Here is a 14,002-nt window from a genome sequence, read left to right as displayed (position 1 = left end):
GGCGCAAGCCACAGGCGCCCGTGCACGCGGGTGGTTGTGGGGCAGGTCAGATGGCTGCGGTGTCCGGGAACACCCGCTCGCTCAGGAAGTCGACCAGCGCCCGCAGCTTGGGCGAGGGGTGCTTGCTGGCCGGCCAGAGGATGTGGAACACGCCGGTGGCGCCGATGGCGTCTTCCAGCAACGGCAGCAGGCATCCGTCGGCCAGGTGCTCGCGGATGGCGAAGTCGGGCAGGTAGGCGATGCCCAGCCCGCGCAGCGCGAAGCACAGCCGCGTCTCGATGTTGTTGCAGACCATGGTCCGTGGCAGTTGCAGGTCGCCTTCGGCGACGGGGTGGCGCAGTACCCAGGTTTCCAGCTTGCCGGTGTTGGGGAAGCGGTAGTGCAGGCACTGATGATGCAACAGGTCGGCCGGCGTGCGCGGCGTGCCATGGCGGGCGAGATAGGCCGGTGAAGCCACGACCTGCAGCCGGAAGGCGCCCAGGCGGCGTGCCGACAGCCGCGAGTCGGCCGGGGCACCGGTGCGTATCACCGCATCGAAGCCCTCCTCGATCACGTCCACCATGCGGTCGGTGAAGTCCAGGTCCAGTTCGATGTCCGGGTAGGTGCGCATGAACTCGCCCAGTACCGGCAGCATCAACGGACTGACCAGGGGCAGGCTGATGCGCAGTCGCCCGCGCGGCGCGCCGCTGGCCTGGGACAGCTCCAGTTCGGCGGCTTCGATCTCGGCCAGGATGCGCCGGCTGCGCTCCAGGAACAGCGCGCCCTCGGCGGTGAGGGTGACGCTGCGCGTGCTGCGGTGGAACAGGCGTACCCCCAGCTTTTCCTCCAGGCGCGCGACGCTCTTGCCGATGGCCGAGGCAGAGACGCTCAGTTGCCGCCCGGCAGCCACGAAGCTGCGGGTCTCGGCGACCTGCACGAACACGACGAAGCCGTTGAGGTTGTCCATCCCTGCTCCCTGACATGGCGTGATTACGGACGTTGGTGTCCGCACAATGCGGAAATGTAGCCCACTTTTTCCCGAATGGAAGGATTCCTATCGTCACACCTCCCCCAAGCAGTGAGGTGTTTCCATGACGATGACGTCGTCCTTGCCATCGCCAGCCCCCGACCGCTCGCCCCTCAGCGCCCCCGTGAAGGCTGTCGTTGACCAGGCCATCGCCGAGCATCGGCTGGTGGGTGCGGTGGTGCTGGTGCGCCGGGATGGGCGCTGGGTGCACCGCCAGGCGGCCGGGATGGCCGATCGCGAGGCGGCCCGGCCGATGCAGTTGGACACGATCTTCCGGCTTGCTTCGGTCAGCAAGCCCATCGTGTCGATGGCGGCGCTGCTGCTGGTTGCACGTGGGCAACTGGATCTGGACGTGGACATCCGTCGATGGCTGCCGTGGTTCCAGCCTCGGTTGGCCGACGGACAGCCGGCCGTCATCACGCCCCGGCACCTGCTCAGCCATATGGCCGGGCTCGGCTACCGCTTCTTCGAAGCAGACGCGCAGGGGCCTTATGCACGGGCCGGCGTGTCCGACGGCATGGATGCGGTCGGGTTCGACCTGGACGAGAACCTGCGCCGGATCGCCAGCGTGCCGCTGGCCTATGCACCGGGAGCCGGATGGGGGTACTCGTTGGCCACCGATGTCCTGGGGCGGCTGGTTGCACAGCTGCACGGACAACCGCTGGCGCAGGCGGTCCGCGCGTTGCTGACCGGCCCGTTGGAGATGCGCGATACCGGTTTCGTGGTGGACGATGCCGCGCGGCTGGCCGTGGCCTATGTGACTGACCAGCCGGTGCCGCATCGGCTGGGCGAGGGCGAGGTGGTCGCCCCGTTTGAAGGCACGGTCGGCATCCCGTTCAGTCCATCACGCGTCCTGGACCCGATGGCATTCGCATCCGCGGGTGCCGGCATGGCGGGTACGGCGGGCGACTTCCTGCGCTTGCTCGAGGCGCTGCGCAGCGAAGCGCTGCTGCCGCCCGCGCTGCTGGACGAGGCCGGGCGCGACCAGACCGGGGGAGCGGAGGTGGCCGGTGCCCCCGGGTTCGGCTTCGGGCTGGGCTTCTCGGTGCTGCGCGATCCGTTGCTGGCGGGCTCGCCGGAAAGCCCCGGGACCTGGCGCTGGGGCGGTGCCTACGGGCATTCGTGGTTCGTGGACAGGCAGCAGCGATTGAGCGTGGTCGCTTTCACCAACACCCTGTACGAGGGCATGTCCGGGCGCTTCGTCGCCGACGTGCGTGATGCGGTGTACGCCGGCATTGGCGGTGCCCGATGAAGACGGGGCCGCACGACCGCCTGCCGCTGGCGTCGCTGCTGGCGCTGGCCTTGGCAGGGTTCATCACCATCCTCACCGAGGCGCTGCCGGCCGGCCTGTTGCCGCAGATGGCGCAGGGGCTGGCGGTGTCGGAGGCCTGGGTCGGCCAGACCATCACCGTCTACGCACTGGGGTCGATGACCGCCGCGATCCCGCTGACCACCGCCACCCAGTGCATGCGCCGACGGGCGTTGTTGCTGGCCGCGATCGCCGGCTTCGCGCTGACCAACGCGGTCACCACGTTCTCTTCGAACCTTGTGCTGACGATGCTGGCGCGCTTCGGTGCCGGCGTGTCGGCAGGGCTGCTGTGGGCGTTGTTGGCAGGCTATGCCACGCGCATGGTGCCGGCGTCGCAGAAGGGCAAGGCGATCGCGATTGCGATGGTCGGCACGCCGTTGGCGCTGTCACTGGGAATCCCGGCGGGAACCCTGCTGGGCCAGGTGCTGGGCTGGCGGACCTGCTTCGGCATCATGAGCGTGCTGGCGGTGTTGTTGATGGCCTGGGTACGCCTGCGCCTGCCGGACTTCCCCGGCCAGGACAAGGGTCGAAGGGCATCGCTGCGGCAGGTGTTCACCTTGCCGGGGGTGCGGCCGGTGCTGTTCGTGGTGTTGGCTTACGTGCTGGCGCACAACATCCTGTACACCTACATCGCGCCGTTCCTGGCACGTGCGGGCATGGCGGCGCGGACGGACCTGGTGTTGCTGGTGTTCGGCAGCGCATCGTTGTTCGGTATCGTCGGCGTGGGTCTCTGGATCGACCATCATCTGCGCCTGCTCACGCTCGCCAGCACGGGGCTGTTTGCCACCGCTGCGCTTGCACTGGGAGTCCTGGGCGACATGCCGGTGGTGGTCTACGCCGCGGTGGCGATCTGGGGGTTGGCGTTCGGAGGCGCGGCAACCCTGTTCCAGACCGCGCTGGCGACAGCCGCCGGGGCGGCGGCCGATGTGGCGCAATCGATGCTGGTCACCACCTGGAACCTGGCCATCGCCGGCGGCGGCCTGATCGGTGGCGTCCTGCTCACGCACGCCGGGGCGGGGGCGTTTCCACCGGCCGTGATGGCGCTGCTGGCAGTGACGGCTTGGCTGGCCTGGCGGCAACCGGCGGACGCCTGCGCACGCGTCGCCTGATCCGCGCGGGGTGCGAGGAATGCGTCGCGACAGCGTGGCAATCCATGCAGTGCCGACACCGCCTCGCCGCGTCAGCCGGGCCCGGCTTCGGGGGCGAATTCGGCGACCAACTGCAACCAGGCCTGGGCGGCGGCGGACAGGTATCCGCCGCGGCGCCAGGTCAGTGCCATCTTCCAGTCCAGTTCGGGCGCGTCCAGCGGCACGACGGCCACGTCCGGACGTGGCCGGGCCACGGCGATCATGCGCGGCAGCAGGGCCACGCCCAAGCCGGCGGCGACCAGGGCGATGATGAAATCCGGTTGGCCGCTGCGGGTGGCCTCGCGTGGCGTGAAGCCGCGCGCCAGGCAGGCCTGGACGATGCGGCGGTTGAGCATGAAGCCCTTTTCGAACAGCACGAACGGCACCTGCGCCAGGTCCTGCAGCTGCAGCGACGGCCGCCGTGCCAGCGGGTGCGCCTGCGGCAGCAGCGCGACCAGTGGCTCGGTGCGCACGGCCTGCCATTCCAGGTCGTCGGCCACGGGCAGCAGGCTGGCGGCCAGTTCGATCTCACCGGCGCGCAGGCTTTCCTCCAGGGCCTCGCTGCCTCGCTGCTGCACGTGCAGTTCGATCTGCGGGTATTGCTGGCGGAAGCGTGCCAGCACGGGCGCGAACAACACGTCGCTGCCCAGCGAGGCCAAGCCCAGGTGAAGCGCGCCTCGTTGCAGGCCGCGCAGTTCTTCCAGTTCGCGCAGCATGTCCTCGCGCTCGCCGAGCAGGGCCAGGGCACGCCGGTAGACGATCTGCCCGGCGGGCGTCAGCCGCACGCCGTGGCGGGAGCGCTCCAGCAGGGTTTCACCCAGCTCCTCTTCCAGCTGGCGGATGGCCTTGCTGACCGTGGGCTGGGTGGCGAACAGGGTCTCGGCCGCGGCGGAGAAACCGTCCCGCCGGACCACTTCGACCAGCATCCGGAGTTGGCGGATATCCATTCTGAATTGGAATTCATTGGATTCAATCAATTCATTTTAATTATGCAATGGGCAGGCGTACACAGGAGGGCATGGATACCTTCCTTGTTTCCCTGCGCCGCCACCGGGCAGGCCTGCGGCGTGGCTTCCGGCGCAGCCGCGTGCTGCAGATCCTGGCGCTGGTCGCGGTCTGGCTGCTGGCCGATGCCCTGATGCGGCAGTGGGGCGTGCCGGTGCCGGGCGGGATCGTTGGCTTGTGCGTGCTGTTGCTGGCCTTCGCACTGGGCTGGTTGTCACCGCGTACCTTCAGCGGTGGCGCGCGCTGGCTGCTGGCCGAGATGCTGCTGTTCTTCGTGCCGGCGGCGATGATCCTGCTCGACAACCGGCAGATGTTCGGCTGGCTGGGCCTGAAGCTGCTGGCGGTGGTGGTCGGCGGCACGCTGCTGGTGATGGCGGCCACGGCGATGACGGTGGAGCTGCTGTTGCACAGGAGCCAGCGCGATGAACATTGACCCTGGGTTTGCGCACCCGGCGCAGTGGCTGTGGCCGGTGTTCTGGGCCGTGGCGACGATCGTGGCCTACTTTGGTGCCAAGCAGCTCTACCGGCGCAGCGGTCGGGCATGGGCATCGCCGCTGATCGTCGCGCCGTTGGTGCTGCTGGCGCTGGCCTCGTTGCTGCATGCCAGTTACCACGACTATCTGCGCGGTACCCATTGGTTGATGGCGATGCTGGGTCCGGCGACGGTGGCCTTCGCGGTGCCCATCCACGCGCAGCGGGCCTTGATCGCACGGCACTGGAAAGTGCTCGGTGCCGGGGTGCTGGTGGGCAGTGGCATCGCCATCACGGCCGCATGGTGGATGGCCACCGCCCTGCACCTGTCGCCGGAACTGCGGCTGAGCTTGGCGCCGCGTTCGATCACCACGCCGTTCGCGATGGACGTGTCCGGCCGCATCGGCGGCATCCCCGAGTTGACCGCGGTGTTCGTGATGATCACCGGCATCTGCGGTTCCCTGTTCGGGCAACTGCTGCTCAAAGTGCTGCCGGTACGCAGCGCGATGGCGCGTGGTGCGCTGTTCGGCATGGGCGCGCACGGCATGGGCGTGTCCAAGGCACGCGAGCTGGGGGAGAGCGAAGGCGCCATCGCCGGGCTGGTGATGGTGATGGCCGGCCTGGTCAACGTCGCCGCGGCACCGCTGCTGGCAATGCTGCTGTAGGGCTCATTCGATGGGCTTGGCGGCGGCGCTGGGCGACTGGGTGGCGGCACGGCGCGCCAGCACCGCCTCGCGGTGGGCGATGTAGGCGTTGGAGCCGAGGATGATCAGTGCGCCGATCACGGTCCAGCGGCCCAGCGCCTGGTCGAACAGCAGCCAGCCCAGCAGCGTGACCAGCGGCAGCTGGGTGAAGCTGATCGGGGTGAGTGCGGAGACTTCGCCGAGCTTCAGGGCGCGCGTCCACAACAGCTGGCCGGCGGTGCCGAGTACGCCGGTGGCGACCAGCCATGCCCAGGCGATGGCGCTGGGCCAGACCCAGACGAACAGGGCCGGTACCAGCGACAGCGGTACCCAGAACACGTAGGTGTAGAACACCACGGTATCCGGGCCGTCGACGCGGGTGAGTTGCTTGATCTGGATGGCCACCAGCGCGCTGAGCAGGGCCGCCAGCACCGCGATCAGGCTGCCGGCGGCGAAGCCGTTCGAGCCGGGGCGCACGATCACCAGCACCCCGATGAAGCCGGCGATCACCGCCGCCCAGCGCCGGAAGCGCACCTTCTCGCCCAGCCACAGCACCGCGGCCAGGGTCACGAACAGCGGCGTGGAATACGACAGCGAGATGGCCTGCGCCAGTGGCAGGTGGCCGATCGCCCAGAAACCGCACAGCATCGAGGCCAGGCCGATCGCGCTGCGCACGAAGTAGCGAGGCAGCTGCCGGGTGCGCAACGGGGCATGGCCCGGCCGCAGCAGCACCGGCAACAGCGCCAGCAGGCCGAAGCCGTTGCGGAAGAACGCCACTTCCTGGGTGGGTACGTAGCGGGTGGCGTAGCGGATGGCGATGGCCATCAGGCCGAACGCCATCGCGCTGCCGAACATCAGCAGCGCGGCGCGGACGGGGGCGGGCTGGGGGGCGATGGCCGCAATGCGGCTCACCAGCGTGCGCCGATGAGCCGTGGTTCCGGCTCGATGGGGACGCCGAAGGTCTCCAGCACCGAGGCCGAGACGCGCCGCGCGAAGGCCAGCAGCTGCGCGCCGCTGGCGGTGCCGTGGTTGACCAGCACCAGCGCGTGGTTCGGCGAGATGCCGGCATCGCCGTCGCGCTGGCCCTTCCAGCCGCAGGCTTCGATCATCCACGCGGCGGAGACCTTGCGGTTGCCCGGGTCATTGCCGGGAAACACCGGCAACTGCGGGTAGTGCTGCAGCAGCACGTCGACCTGTTCCAGCGGCAGGATCGGGTTCTTGAAGAAGCTGCCGGCGTTGCCGAGCACATCGGGGTCGGGCAGCTTGCGGCGACGGATCGCGATCACCGCATTGGCCACGTCGGCGGCGACCGGCAGGGCGATGCCCATCGCGTCCAGCTGCTCGCCGATGCCGGCGTAGTCCAGCCGCAGTTCGTTGAGCAGCGGCAGGCGGAACTCGACGGCGGTGATCAGGTAACGGTCGGCGTCCTGCTTGAACACGCTGTCGCGGTAGCTGAAAAGGCAGGCGTCCTGGTCCAGGCGCACCCAGGCCTGTTCGCGGGTATCCCAGGCTTCGACGGTCTGGATGAATTCGCCGACCTGTGCGCCATAGGCACCGATGTTCTGGATGGGCGCGGCACCGACGGTGCCGGGGATCAATGCCAGGTTTTCCAGTCCGGACAGGCCTTCGCCCAGCGACCACAGCACCAGTTCGTGCCAGATCACTCCGGCCCCGGCGCGGACGATGGCATGGTCGGCGCGGTGTTCGAGGATGGTGATGTCGCGGTTGTCGAATGCCAGGACCGTGCCTTCGGGGTCGGCGGCGATCAGCACGTTGCTGCCGCTGCCCAGCACCAGTAGCGGCGCCTGCCCGACGACGGTGGCCAGGGCTTCGGGCAGGGCCGCCGGGTCGGCGATGCGCAACAGGCGGGGCGCATGCGCGGTGACGTGGAAGGTGTTCAGGTGCTGCAGCGAGGCGTTTTCGGTGAGCGACCAGGGGGCAACAGCAGTCGTCATAGCGGTGCGACGGCGCCGCGCGACGGGGATTCACGGCGGCGGCGGATCGCGTCGACGCAATCGCCGATCAGGGCCGGGCCACGGTAGATCAGGCCGCTGTAGCACTGCACCAACGCGGCGCCGGCGGCCATCTTGGCGACTGCGTCGGCACCGGAGCTGATGCCGCCCACGCCGATCAGTGGCACCGATTCGGGCAGGCGTGCGCGCAGGCGGCGCAGCACCAGCGTGGACTGGCCCAGCAGCGGTGCGCCGGACAAGCCGCCGATTTCCTTCGAAGTCGGGTCGGCGTCGACCAGCGGGCGGCCGATGGTGGTGTTGGTGGCGATCACGCCGTCGACGGCCAGTTCGCCCAGCACCCGGGCCGCGGCGTCGATGTCGCGGTCGCTCAGGTCCGGGGCGACCTTGACCAGCATCGGCACGCGCCGGCCATGCTGGGCGGCCAGCCGTTCCTGCGCCTCGCGCAGGCCGGCGACTAGGTGCTTGAGCGCCTGTTCCTCCTGCAGTTCGCGCAGGCCGGCGGTGTTGGGCGAGGAAATGTTGACGGTGATGTAGTCGGCCAGCGGGTAGACCTTCTCCATGCACGCCAGGTAATCGGACAGCGCGTCCTCGTTGGGCGTGTCCTTGTTCTTGCCGATGTTGATGCCCAGCGGGCCGGGGCGATGGCGGACCTTTTCCACGTTGGCCACGAGCGCATCCACGCCGAGGTTGTTGAACCCCATGCGGTTGATGATGGCGCCGTGGTTGGGCAGCCGGAACAGCCGCGGCTTGGGGCTGCCGGCCTGCGGGCGCGGGGTGATGGTGCCGATCTCGACGAAGCCGAAACCCAGCCCGAACAGGGCCTCGATGTGCTCGCCGTTCTTGTCCAGCCCGGCCGCCAGGCCTACCGGGTTGGGGAAGTCCAGGCCCCAGACCTTGGTGGGCAGCGGCTTGACGCGGCCGGCCAGCAGCGGCGTGGTGCCGGTGCGCCAGGCCAGGTCCAGCGCGGACAGGCCAAGGCCATGCGCGCGTTCGGCGTCGAGGGTGAACAGCAGGGGACGGGCAATCGAATACATAAGCTCAATTCAGCGTGCCGGCGAAGGCGCGGGTCTGGTACTCAAAGGCGACCTTGCCGTCGAGGGCATGGTCGTTGAACAACTGTTGCAGGGCCTGCAGCATCGCCGCGTGGCGCGGATGGCCGGCCTGCGGCGCGTAGGAGGAGGACAGCAGGCGGCCACGCAGGCCATCCAGGTCCAGCCACTGCACGTTGGGGAAGGTGGCGATGCCGCGCAGCCCGGCGCCGAACCACTCGCGCATCCGGGCATCGCTCTGGTAGCGCTCGGCCACTTCGGTGTAGTCGGTGCCGTACTCGATCAACAGGCGTTCGTAGCCGACCAGGAACGGCGAGGCATCGAGCAGGCGTGAGTTCCAGAACACCAGCGCAATGCCGCCGGGCCGCAGGATGCGCGCCCATTCGCGGTGCACCGCGTCGGTGTCGAACCAATGGAAGGCCTGCGCCGCGGCGACCACGTCGACGCTGGCGTCGGCCAGCGTGGTGGCTTCGGCGGTGCCATCGACCAGGGTGAGCTGCGGGTAGTCCGCGGCCAGCCAGTCACGGGCGGCCTCGCGCATGGGCGCATTGGGTTCCACCGCGATGACCGGATGGCCGGCCTCCAGGAACAGGCGCGAGGAAATGCCGGTGCCGGCGCCGATGTCGGCCACGCGGGCACTCGGGGGGATGCCGATGTCCCGGCGCAGCCATTCCAGCAACGCCGCCGGATACCCGGGCCGGTAGCGGACATAGTCCGCCACGCGGTTGCTGAAGCGTTGGGTGGAATCGGAATGCGCCATGACGGCCTCAGGAGTTCAGTGCGGCCAGCCAGGCCAGTCCGCCGAAGAACAGGACGAAGGCCAGGATGCCCACCACCCACATCGCCACCGACAGCCAGCCCAGCACCAGGCCGGTGACGGCCAGGCCATCGCCATCGAGCTGGCCATTGCTGCGGCGGATCTCGCCCCGGGCCATGTGGCCGAAGATGATCGCCGCCAGGCTGCCGAGGAACGGCAGCAGGGTCCAGCCGAGGATGCCGGCAACCAGGCTGACCACGGCAAGGCTGCTGGTCTGGCGCGGAGTGGGGATGCTCATGATGGAACTCCATTTCAGATGTGGAAAGCGGACGGGAAGCCCGTCCGCCATGCTGCGGGCTCCCGCCGTGGCGGGGGCCGTCTCACCTTACAGGTCGAACTTGATGCCCTGGGCCAGCGGCAGCGAGTCGGAGTAGTTGATGGTGTTGGTCTGGCGGCGCATGTAGACCTTCCAGGCGTCCGAACCGGACTCACGGCCACCGCCGGTGTCCTTCTCGCCACCGAACGCACCGCCGATTTCCGCACCGGAGGTGCCGATGTTGACGTTGGCGATGCCGCAGTCGCTGCCGGCCGCAGACAGGAACTTCTCGGCGGTCTTCAGGTTCTGGGTGAAGATCGAGGACGACAGGCCCTGCGGCACGCCGTTCTGCATGTCGATGGCTTCGTCCAGGTTGCTGTACTTCATCACGTACAGGATCGGGGCGAAGGTCTCGTGCTGGACGATCTCGTCGCTGTTCTTCAGGCCGGTGACGATCGCCGGCAGCACGAAGTTGCCCGGGCGGTCGATGGCGGTGCCGCCGGTCTCGACGGTGCCGCCGGCAGCCTTGGCCTTTTCGATCGAGGCCAGGAACTGCTGCACGGCTTCCGGGCTGTTCAGCGGGCCCATCAGGTTGGCCGCATCGGTCGGGTCGCCGATCTTGCCTTCGACCTGCTTGTACGCCTTGACCAGCGTGGCCAGCACGTTGTCATAGATGGATTCGTGCACGATCAGGCGGCGGGTGGTGGTGCAGCGCTGGCCGGCGGTGCCGACGGCGCCGAACACGATGCCCGGCACGGCCAGCTTCTGGTCGGCGGTCTCGTCCAGGATGATGGCGTTGTTGCCGCCCAGTTCCAGCAGGCAGCGGCCCAGGCGCTGGGCGACCTTCTGGTTGACGGTGCGGCCGACCTGGGTCGAGCCGGTGAAGGAGATCAGCGGCACGCGACGGTCGTCGACCATCTTTTCCGACAGCGCGGTGCCGGCGTCGTTGATCAGGAAGAAGATGTCCGGGAAGCCGCCGGCCTTGAGTGCGTCATTGCAGATCTTCATCGTGGCAATGGCGGTCAGCGGGGTCTTGTTGGACGGCTTCCAGATGCACACGTCGCCGCAGATGGCGGCCAGGAACGCATTCCAGCTCCACACCGCGACCGGGAAGTTGAAGGCCGAGATGATGCCGACCAGGCCCAGCGGGTGGTACTGCTCGTACATGCGGTGGCCCGGGCGCTCGGAGTGCATGGTGTAGCCGTACAGCATGCGGCTCTGGCCCAGCGCGAAGTCGGCGATGTCGATCATTTCCTGCACTTCGCCGTCGCCTTCCGGCTTGGACTTGCCCATTTCCAGCGCGACCAGCGAGCCCAGCGCGTCCTTGTTGGCGCGCAGTGCCTCACCGCACAGGCGCACGGCCTCGCCACGGCGCGGGGCCGGGGTGGTGCGCCATACCTTGTAGGCTTCCTGAGCACGGGCGATCACGGTCTCGTAATCGGCCTCGGTGGTGGCCTGGACCTCGGCGATCACTTCGCCGGTGGTCGGGTTCTGCGGCTTGAGGACGCCGGCGCCGGTGGCGGCGGACCATTCCCCCTGACCCAGGTAGGTGCCAGCGTTGGTGGCGTCCAGGCCCAAGGCCTTGAGCAGCTCGGAAGACATGCAAACTCCTGTTTCTGTGGCGTTGAATGCCCGCCGCCGGCGTGGGGGGAAACGGCGGGCGGAATACAGAATGGTAACAGAGGTGCATGTCCGGCCATGACCCGGGCCGGGGCGGCTGGCCGGTCAAAGCGGGGGGCGGAGAGTGGCCGGGTCATGTCCGGAGGCGCCTCCCTTCGAGGAGTGACGCCCACGCCTTCCATTTGTTGTTCAGCAAGGGGCTTTGGGGCTTGTTTGTCTGGGACAGTGCGCTGCTGAACGTGGTGATTCGGCCTGGAGGGCATCCTTCTTCAAGCATGCTGATATGCGTCGACCCTCCGCAATGCTGGTCGTTGATCGAGCTTGCCTGTACTCTTGGCACCCAATTTCAGGCCCCGTAGCTCAGCTGGATAGAGCGGTCCCCTCCTAAGGGACAGGTCGCACGTTCGAATCGTGTCGGGGCCGCCAGCGTTCCCATGCTGGCCATGCATGGCGCAGCCATTGCCTCCCCTTACTGCCTCGGCTGCCTCGTGATGCCATGAACGCGGGGCGTCTCGCGTCGTGGGCTGCGCGCGAGTGCGACGGAAGGCGGATTGCCGCAGGCAAGGCCGCGATGCAGACTGCGGCGATGTCCGCCACGTCCCGCCACTTGCGCCGTTATCCGGTTCCGACCGGACAGGAGTGCCATGACTTCTCGCAGTGGGTGCTGCCCGTACGGGGTGACCTGCAGTTCGAGGTCTCTGGCCACGGCGGTCGACTCGATCCGCTGCAGGGCGCCTTCGTCGCGGCAGGCGAAATCCATGCATTGGAAGGGCGGGGCGAGAACTGCTGCCTGATCATCGATTGCCCGCCCGGTTCATTGGACGATGACACGCTCGAGCACCTGCGCCGCGTGCCTTGGCTGGCCCTGCCCGGGCATGCGCGCCATCTGCTACAGCATGTCCAGGACCCGCGCCACACCGCCGGGCATGACCCATTGCCACTGCTGCTGCGCTGGTTCGCGCCAGCCGGCAGCGGTGCACGCCTGCAGGCCCTGTGCGCGCGGGTTCGCCAGACGCCTGGGGCGGACTGGACGGTGGCACGGATGGCGGCCGAAGTCGGGGTCAGTGGCAGTCGCCTGCATGCGGTGTTCGCCCGCGAGTTCGACCTTTCGCCGCTGGCCTGGGTAGGGGCAACGCGGCTGCGCTGGGCCAAGCATCAGTTGCAGGGCAGCAACGCCAGCATCAGTGATATCGCGCTGCGGGCCGGGTACTCCGAGCACAGCGCGTTGACCCGTGCGCTGCGCCGGGAAACCGGATTGGGCCCGCGCCAGTGGCGGGCCCAGGCCAGTAGTTTCGGTCAAGACACGCCCTGACCGCGGGCCTACACTGCGCGGCCCGAAGGATGGCGTGGTGCGAGATGAATCGATCGATGGGCGTGGGCATTGCCAACGGCGTGGCCTCGGGCGCGTTGTGGGGTGTGGTGTTCCTCGCGCCAGCGATGCTGTCCGGCTTCTCGCCGCTGCAACTGGCCGCCGCCCGTTATCTGGTCTACGGATTGATCGCCATCGTGCTGCTGGTGCCGCGTTGGCAGACGCTGCGCGCCAGCATCGGTCGGATCGAATGGACCGCACTGACCTGGCTGAGCCTGCTCGGCAACCTCGTCTATTTCGTGCTGCTGTCCATCTCGGTGCAATGGAGCGGCGGTGCCGCCGCGGCGCTGATCGTGGGCATGGTGCCGGTACTGGTCGCGGTCGTCGGCTCGCGGGAGCCTAGCGCGGTGCCGCTGTCGCGGCTGGCGCCGGCACTGGTGCTGTGCGTGGCCGGGGTGGTGCTGATGGGTTACGAGGCGGTTGGCTCGACCCATGTGCACGGCAGCACGCTGCAGCGTGTGGTCGGCCTGTTGTGCGGTGTCGGCGCGTTGGTGTCATGGACGGCGTATTCGGTCTGGAACACCCGCTGGCTTGCCAGGGTGCCGCAGCTGTCCGGGCACGACTGGTCACTGCTGACCGGCGTGGCGACCGGGGCGCTGGCGCTGCTGCTGGCACCGGTGGCATTCCTCGGTGACAGCCGCACGCACAGCGGCAACGAATGGGTCGGCTTCTGGGCGGTCGCGGCGGCGGTGGCCTTGTTCGCCTCGATCCTGGGCAACGCCTGCTGGAACCGGGCCAGCCGGGCGCTGCCGCTGACCCTGGGGGGGCAGATGATCGTGTTCGAAACCCTGTTCGGCCTGCTGTACGGCTTCCTGTGGCAACAGCGTTGGCCGTTGCCGATCGAACTGGTCGCGGCCGCCTGCCTGTTGGCCGGCGTGGTATGGAGTGCCGCCGCGCATCGTCCGACCGGGCCAGTGGCTGAATCGGCGTAGGTCATTCCGCGCAGTTCGGTACGCTCGATGCGATCACGCGCAACGGCAGTGGCGGCGGCGTGAATGCGGTACCGGAACGCCGGTTGCGACGGCAACCAATGCGCGGCTGAAGGGATCGCGGTTCTTCATTGAAAGATGCGCGAAGTTGATGCTTCGTGACATTTGCAACTTTTGACGGCAGCTTCGCCGACGATGCCTTCAAGCCGGTTTTTGCGCTGCAGCACTTGACAGTGGCCTGACCGTCGGTGTTTTCTTGAACGCATGTTCGCCGCCCTGACCACCGCCCAGCCGCTGCCACCCCACCGGGGTGTGTCGTGCCGCGCGCAGGGCCCGGCGACCTCGATTACCACCACTATTACCGTCACCACTTGCCCGGTGCGGCCCG

General features: G+C 68.4%; 14 protein-coding genes and 1 tRNA gene. 7 read left to right on the top strand and 8 right to left on the bottom strand.

The window, feature by feature from the left end; genetic code table 11:
* Positions 1 to 46 precede the first annotated feature (46 nt).
* Positions 47 to 946 carry a LysR family transcriptional regulator gene (locus tag AC06FE_RS01415; protein WP_478072045.1) on the bottom strand — a complete coding sequence of 300 codons (900 nt, stop codon included), beginning with the start codon at positions 944 to 946 and terminating at the stop codon, positions 47 to 49.
* Positions 947 to 1,076: 130 nt separating this feature from the next.
* On the opposite strand from AC06FE_RS01415, the gene AC06FE_RS01410 reads away from it, so the two are divergent.
* Together AC06FE_RS01410 and AC06FE_RS01405 are read left to right on the top strand one after the other, a co-directional pair.
* Positions 1,077 to 2,258 (top strand): serine hydrolase domain-containing protein, encoded by a 1,182-nt coding sequence (locus AC06FE_RS01410; protein WP_478072044.1) that lies wholly within the window; start codon positions 1,077 to 1,079, stop codon positions 2,256 to 2,258.
* Positions 2,255 to 3,424 carry an MFS transporter gene (locus tag AC06FE_RS01405; protein WP_478072043.1) on the top strand — a complete coding sequence of 390 codons (1,170 nt, stop codon included), beginning with the start codon at positions 2,255 to 2,257 and terminating at the stop codon, positions 3,422 to 3,424. Before AC06FE_RS01410 ends, AC06FE_RS01405 begins: the two co-directional genes overlap by 4 nt.
* Before the next feature lie 71 nt (positions 3,425 to 3,495).
* Here the strand turns inward: AC06FE_RS01405 and AC06FE_RS01400 are convergent, their stop codons facing one another.
* Entirely contained in the window at positions 3,496 to 4,389 is an 894-nt protein-coding gene (locus AC06FE_RS01400) for a LysR substrate-binding domain-containing protein (RefSeq protein WP_192288131.1), read from the bottom strand.
* 71 nt (positions 4,390 to 4,460) lie between these two features.
* Between AC06FE_RS01400 and AC06FE_RS01395 the strand changes: the two genes are divergently transcribed.
* The gene (locus tag AC06FE_RS01395; RefSeq protein ID WP_478072042.1) at positions 4,461 to 4,880 is read left to right on the top strand and encodes a CidA/LrgA family protein; all 420 of its coding nucleotides are present in this window, start codon (positions 4,461 to 4,463) and stop codon (positions 4,878 to 4,880) included.
* Positions 4,870 to 5,583 carry an LrgB family protein gene (locus tag AC06FE_RS01390; protein ID WP_478072041.1) on the top strand — a complete coding sequence of 238 codons (714 nt, stop codon included), beginning with the start codon at positions 4,870 to 4,872 and terminating at the stop codon, positions 5,581 to 5,583. The genes AC06FE_RS01395 and AC06FE_RS01390 overlap by 11 nt, the downstream gene beginning before the upstream one ends.
* Positions 5,584 to 5,586: 3 nt before the next feature.
* On the opposite strand, the gene AC06FE_RS01385 is transcribed toward AC06FE_RS01390, so the two are convergent.
* The 6 genes from AC06FE_RS01385 to amaB form a co-directional block, all read right to left on the bottom strand.
* Positions 5,587 to 6,456, bottom strand: a complete 870-nt coding sequence (locus AC06FE_RS01385; protein ID WP_478072358.1) for a DMT family transporter — start codon at positions 6,454 to 6,456, stop codon at positions 5,587 to 5,589.
* Positions 6,457 to 6,509: 53 nt separating this feature from the next.
* The gene (gene murB, locus AC06FE_RS01380) at positions 6,510 to 7,556 is read right to left on the bottom strand and encodes a UDP-N-acetylmuramate dehydrogenase (RefSeq protein WP_478072040.1); all 1,047 of its coding nucleotides are present in this window, start codon (positions 7,554 to 7,556) and stop codon (positions 6,510 to 6,512) included.
* A complete protein-coding gene (locus tag AC06FE_RS01375) occupies positions 7,553 to 8,608 on the bottom strand; it encodes a quinone-dependent dihydroorotate dehydrogenase (protein ID WP_446540383.1) in 1,056 nt (351 codons plus the stop codon). Before AC06FE_RS01375 ends, murB begins: the two co-directional genes overlap by 4 nt.
* 4 nt (positions 8,609 to 8,612) lie before the next feature.
* Positions 8,613 to 9,383 (bottom strand): class I SAM-dependent methyltransferase, encoded by a 771-nt coding sequence (locus AC06FE_RS01370; protein ID WP_478072039.1) that lies wholly within the window; start codon positions 9,381 to 9,383, stop codon positions 8,613 to 8,615.
* 7 nt (positions 9,384 to 9,390) lie between these two features.
* Entirely contained in the window at positions 9,391 to 9,678 is a 288-nt protein-coding gene (locus AC06FE_RS01365; RefSeq protein WP_132862855.1) for a DUF4190 domain-containing protein, read from the bottom strand.
* Between the two features lie 87 nt (positions 9,679 to 9,765).
* Entirely contained in the window at positions 9,766 to 11,298 is a 1,533-nt protein-coding gene (gene amaB / locus AC06FE_RS01360; protein ID WP_132862856.1) for an L-piperidine-6-carboxylate dehydrogenase, read from the bottom strand.
* A gap of 367 nt (positions 11,299 to 11,665) precedes the next feature.
* Between amaB and AC06FE_RS01355 the strand changes: the two genes are divergently transcribed.
* The 3 genes from AC06FE_RS01355 (at position 11,666) to AC06FE_RS01345 (ending at position 13,617) form a co-directional block, all read left to right on the top strand.
* Positions 11,666 to 11,742: transfer RNA gene (locus AC06FE_RS01355), tRNA-Arg, on the top strand.
* A gap of 160 nt (positions 11,743 to 11,902) precedes the next feature.
* Positions 11,903 to 12,628: a helix-turn-helix domain-containing protein gene (locus tag AC06FE_RS01350; protein WP_478072038.1), complete on the top strand. Its 726-nt coding sequence runs from the start codon at positions 11,903 to 11,905 to the stop codon at positions 12,626 to 12,628.
* Between the two features lie 44 nt (positions 12,629 to 12,672).
* A complete protein-coding gene (locus tag AC06FE_RS01345) occupies positions 12,673 to 13,617 on the top strand; it encodes a DMT family transporter (RefSeq protein WP_478072037.1) in 945 nt (314 codons plus the stop codon).
* The last annotated feature ends 385 nt before the right edge of the window (positions 13,618 to 14,002 follow it).

The organism is Stenotrophomonas sp. Steno-C18, assembly GCF_056393195.1.
Note: the sequence above shows the minus strand (reverse complement) of the source record. Positions and strands in the feature narration are given on the sequence as shown.

What these genes read in the sequence shown, in the direction of transcription:
- AC06FE_RS01415 (WP_478072045.1), bottom strand. Translation starts at nt 946, where the DNA reads ATGGACAACCTCAACGGCTTCGTCGTGTTCGTGCAGGTCGCCGAGACC.
- AC06FE_RS01410 (WP_478072044.1), top strand. Translation starts at nt 1,077, where the DNA reads ATGACGTCGTCCTTGCCATCGCCAGCCCCCGACCGCTCGCCCCTCAGC.
- AC06FE_RS01405 (WP_478072043.1), top strand. Translation starts at nt 2,255, where the DNA reads ATGAAGACGGGGCCGCACGACCGCCTGCCGCTGGCGTCGCTGCTGGCG.
- AC06FE_RS01400 (WP_192288131.1), bottom strand. Translation starts at nt 4,389, where the DNA reads ATGGATATCCGCCAACTCCGGATGCTGGTCGAAGTGGTCCGGCGGGAC.
- AC06FE_RS01395 (WP_478072042.1), top strand. Translation starts at nt 4,461, where the DNA reads ATGGATACCTTCCTTGTTTCCCTGCGCCGCCACCGGGCAGGCCTGCGG.
- AC06FE_RS01390 (WP_478072041.1), top strand. Translation starts at nt 4,870, where the DNA reads ATGAACATTGACCCTGGGTTTGCGCACCCGGCGCAGTGGCTGTGGCCG.
- AC06FE_RS01385 (WP_478072358.1), bottom strand. Translation starts at nt 6,456, where the DNA reads ATGTTCGGCAGCGCGATGGCGTTCGGCCTGATGGCCATCGCCATCCGC.
- murB (WP_478072040.1), bottom strand. Translation starts at nt 7,556, where the DNA reads ATGACGACTGCTGTTGCCCCCTGGTCGCTCACCGAAAACGCCTCGCTG.
- AC06FE_RS01375 (WP_446540383.1), bottom strand. Translation starts at nt 8,608, where the DNA reads ATGTATTCGATTGCCCGTCCCCTGCTGTTCACCCTCGACGCCGAACGC.
- AC06FE_RS01370 (WP_478072039.1), bottom strand. Translation starts at nt 9,383, where the DNA reads ATGGCGCATTCCGATTCCACCCAACGCTTCAGCAACCGCGTGGCGGAC.
- AC06FE_RS01365 (WP_132862855.1), bottom strand. Translation starts at nt 9,678, where the DNA reads ATGAGCATCCCCACTCCGCGCCAGACCAGCAGCCTTGCCGTGGTCAGC.
- amaB (WP_132862856.1), bottom strand. Translation starts at nt 11,298, where the DNA reads ATGTCTTCCGAGCTGCTCAAGGCCTTGGGCCTGGACGCCACCAACGCT.
- AC06FE_RS01350 (WP_478072038.1), top strand. Translation starts at nt 11,903, where the DNA reads ATGTCCGCCACGTCCCGCCACTTGCGCCGTTATCCGGTTCCGACCGGA.
- AC06FE_RS01345 (WP_478072037.1), top strand. Translation starts at nt 12,673, where the DNA reads ATGAATCGATCGATGGGCGTGGGCATTGCCAACGGCGTGGCCTCGGGC.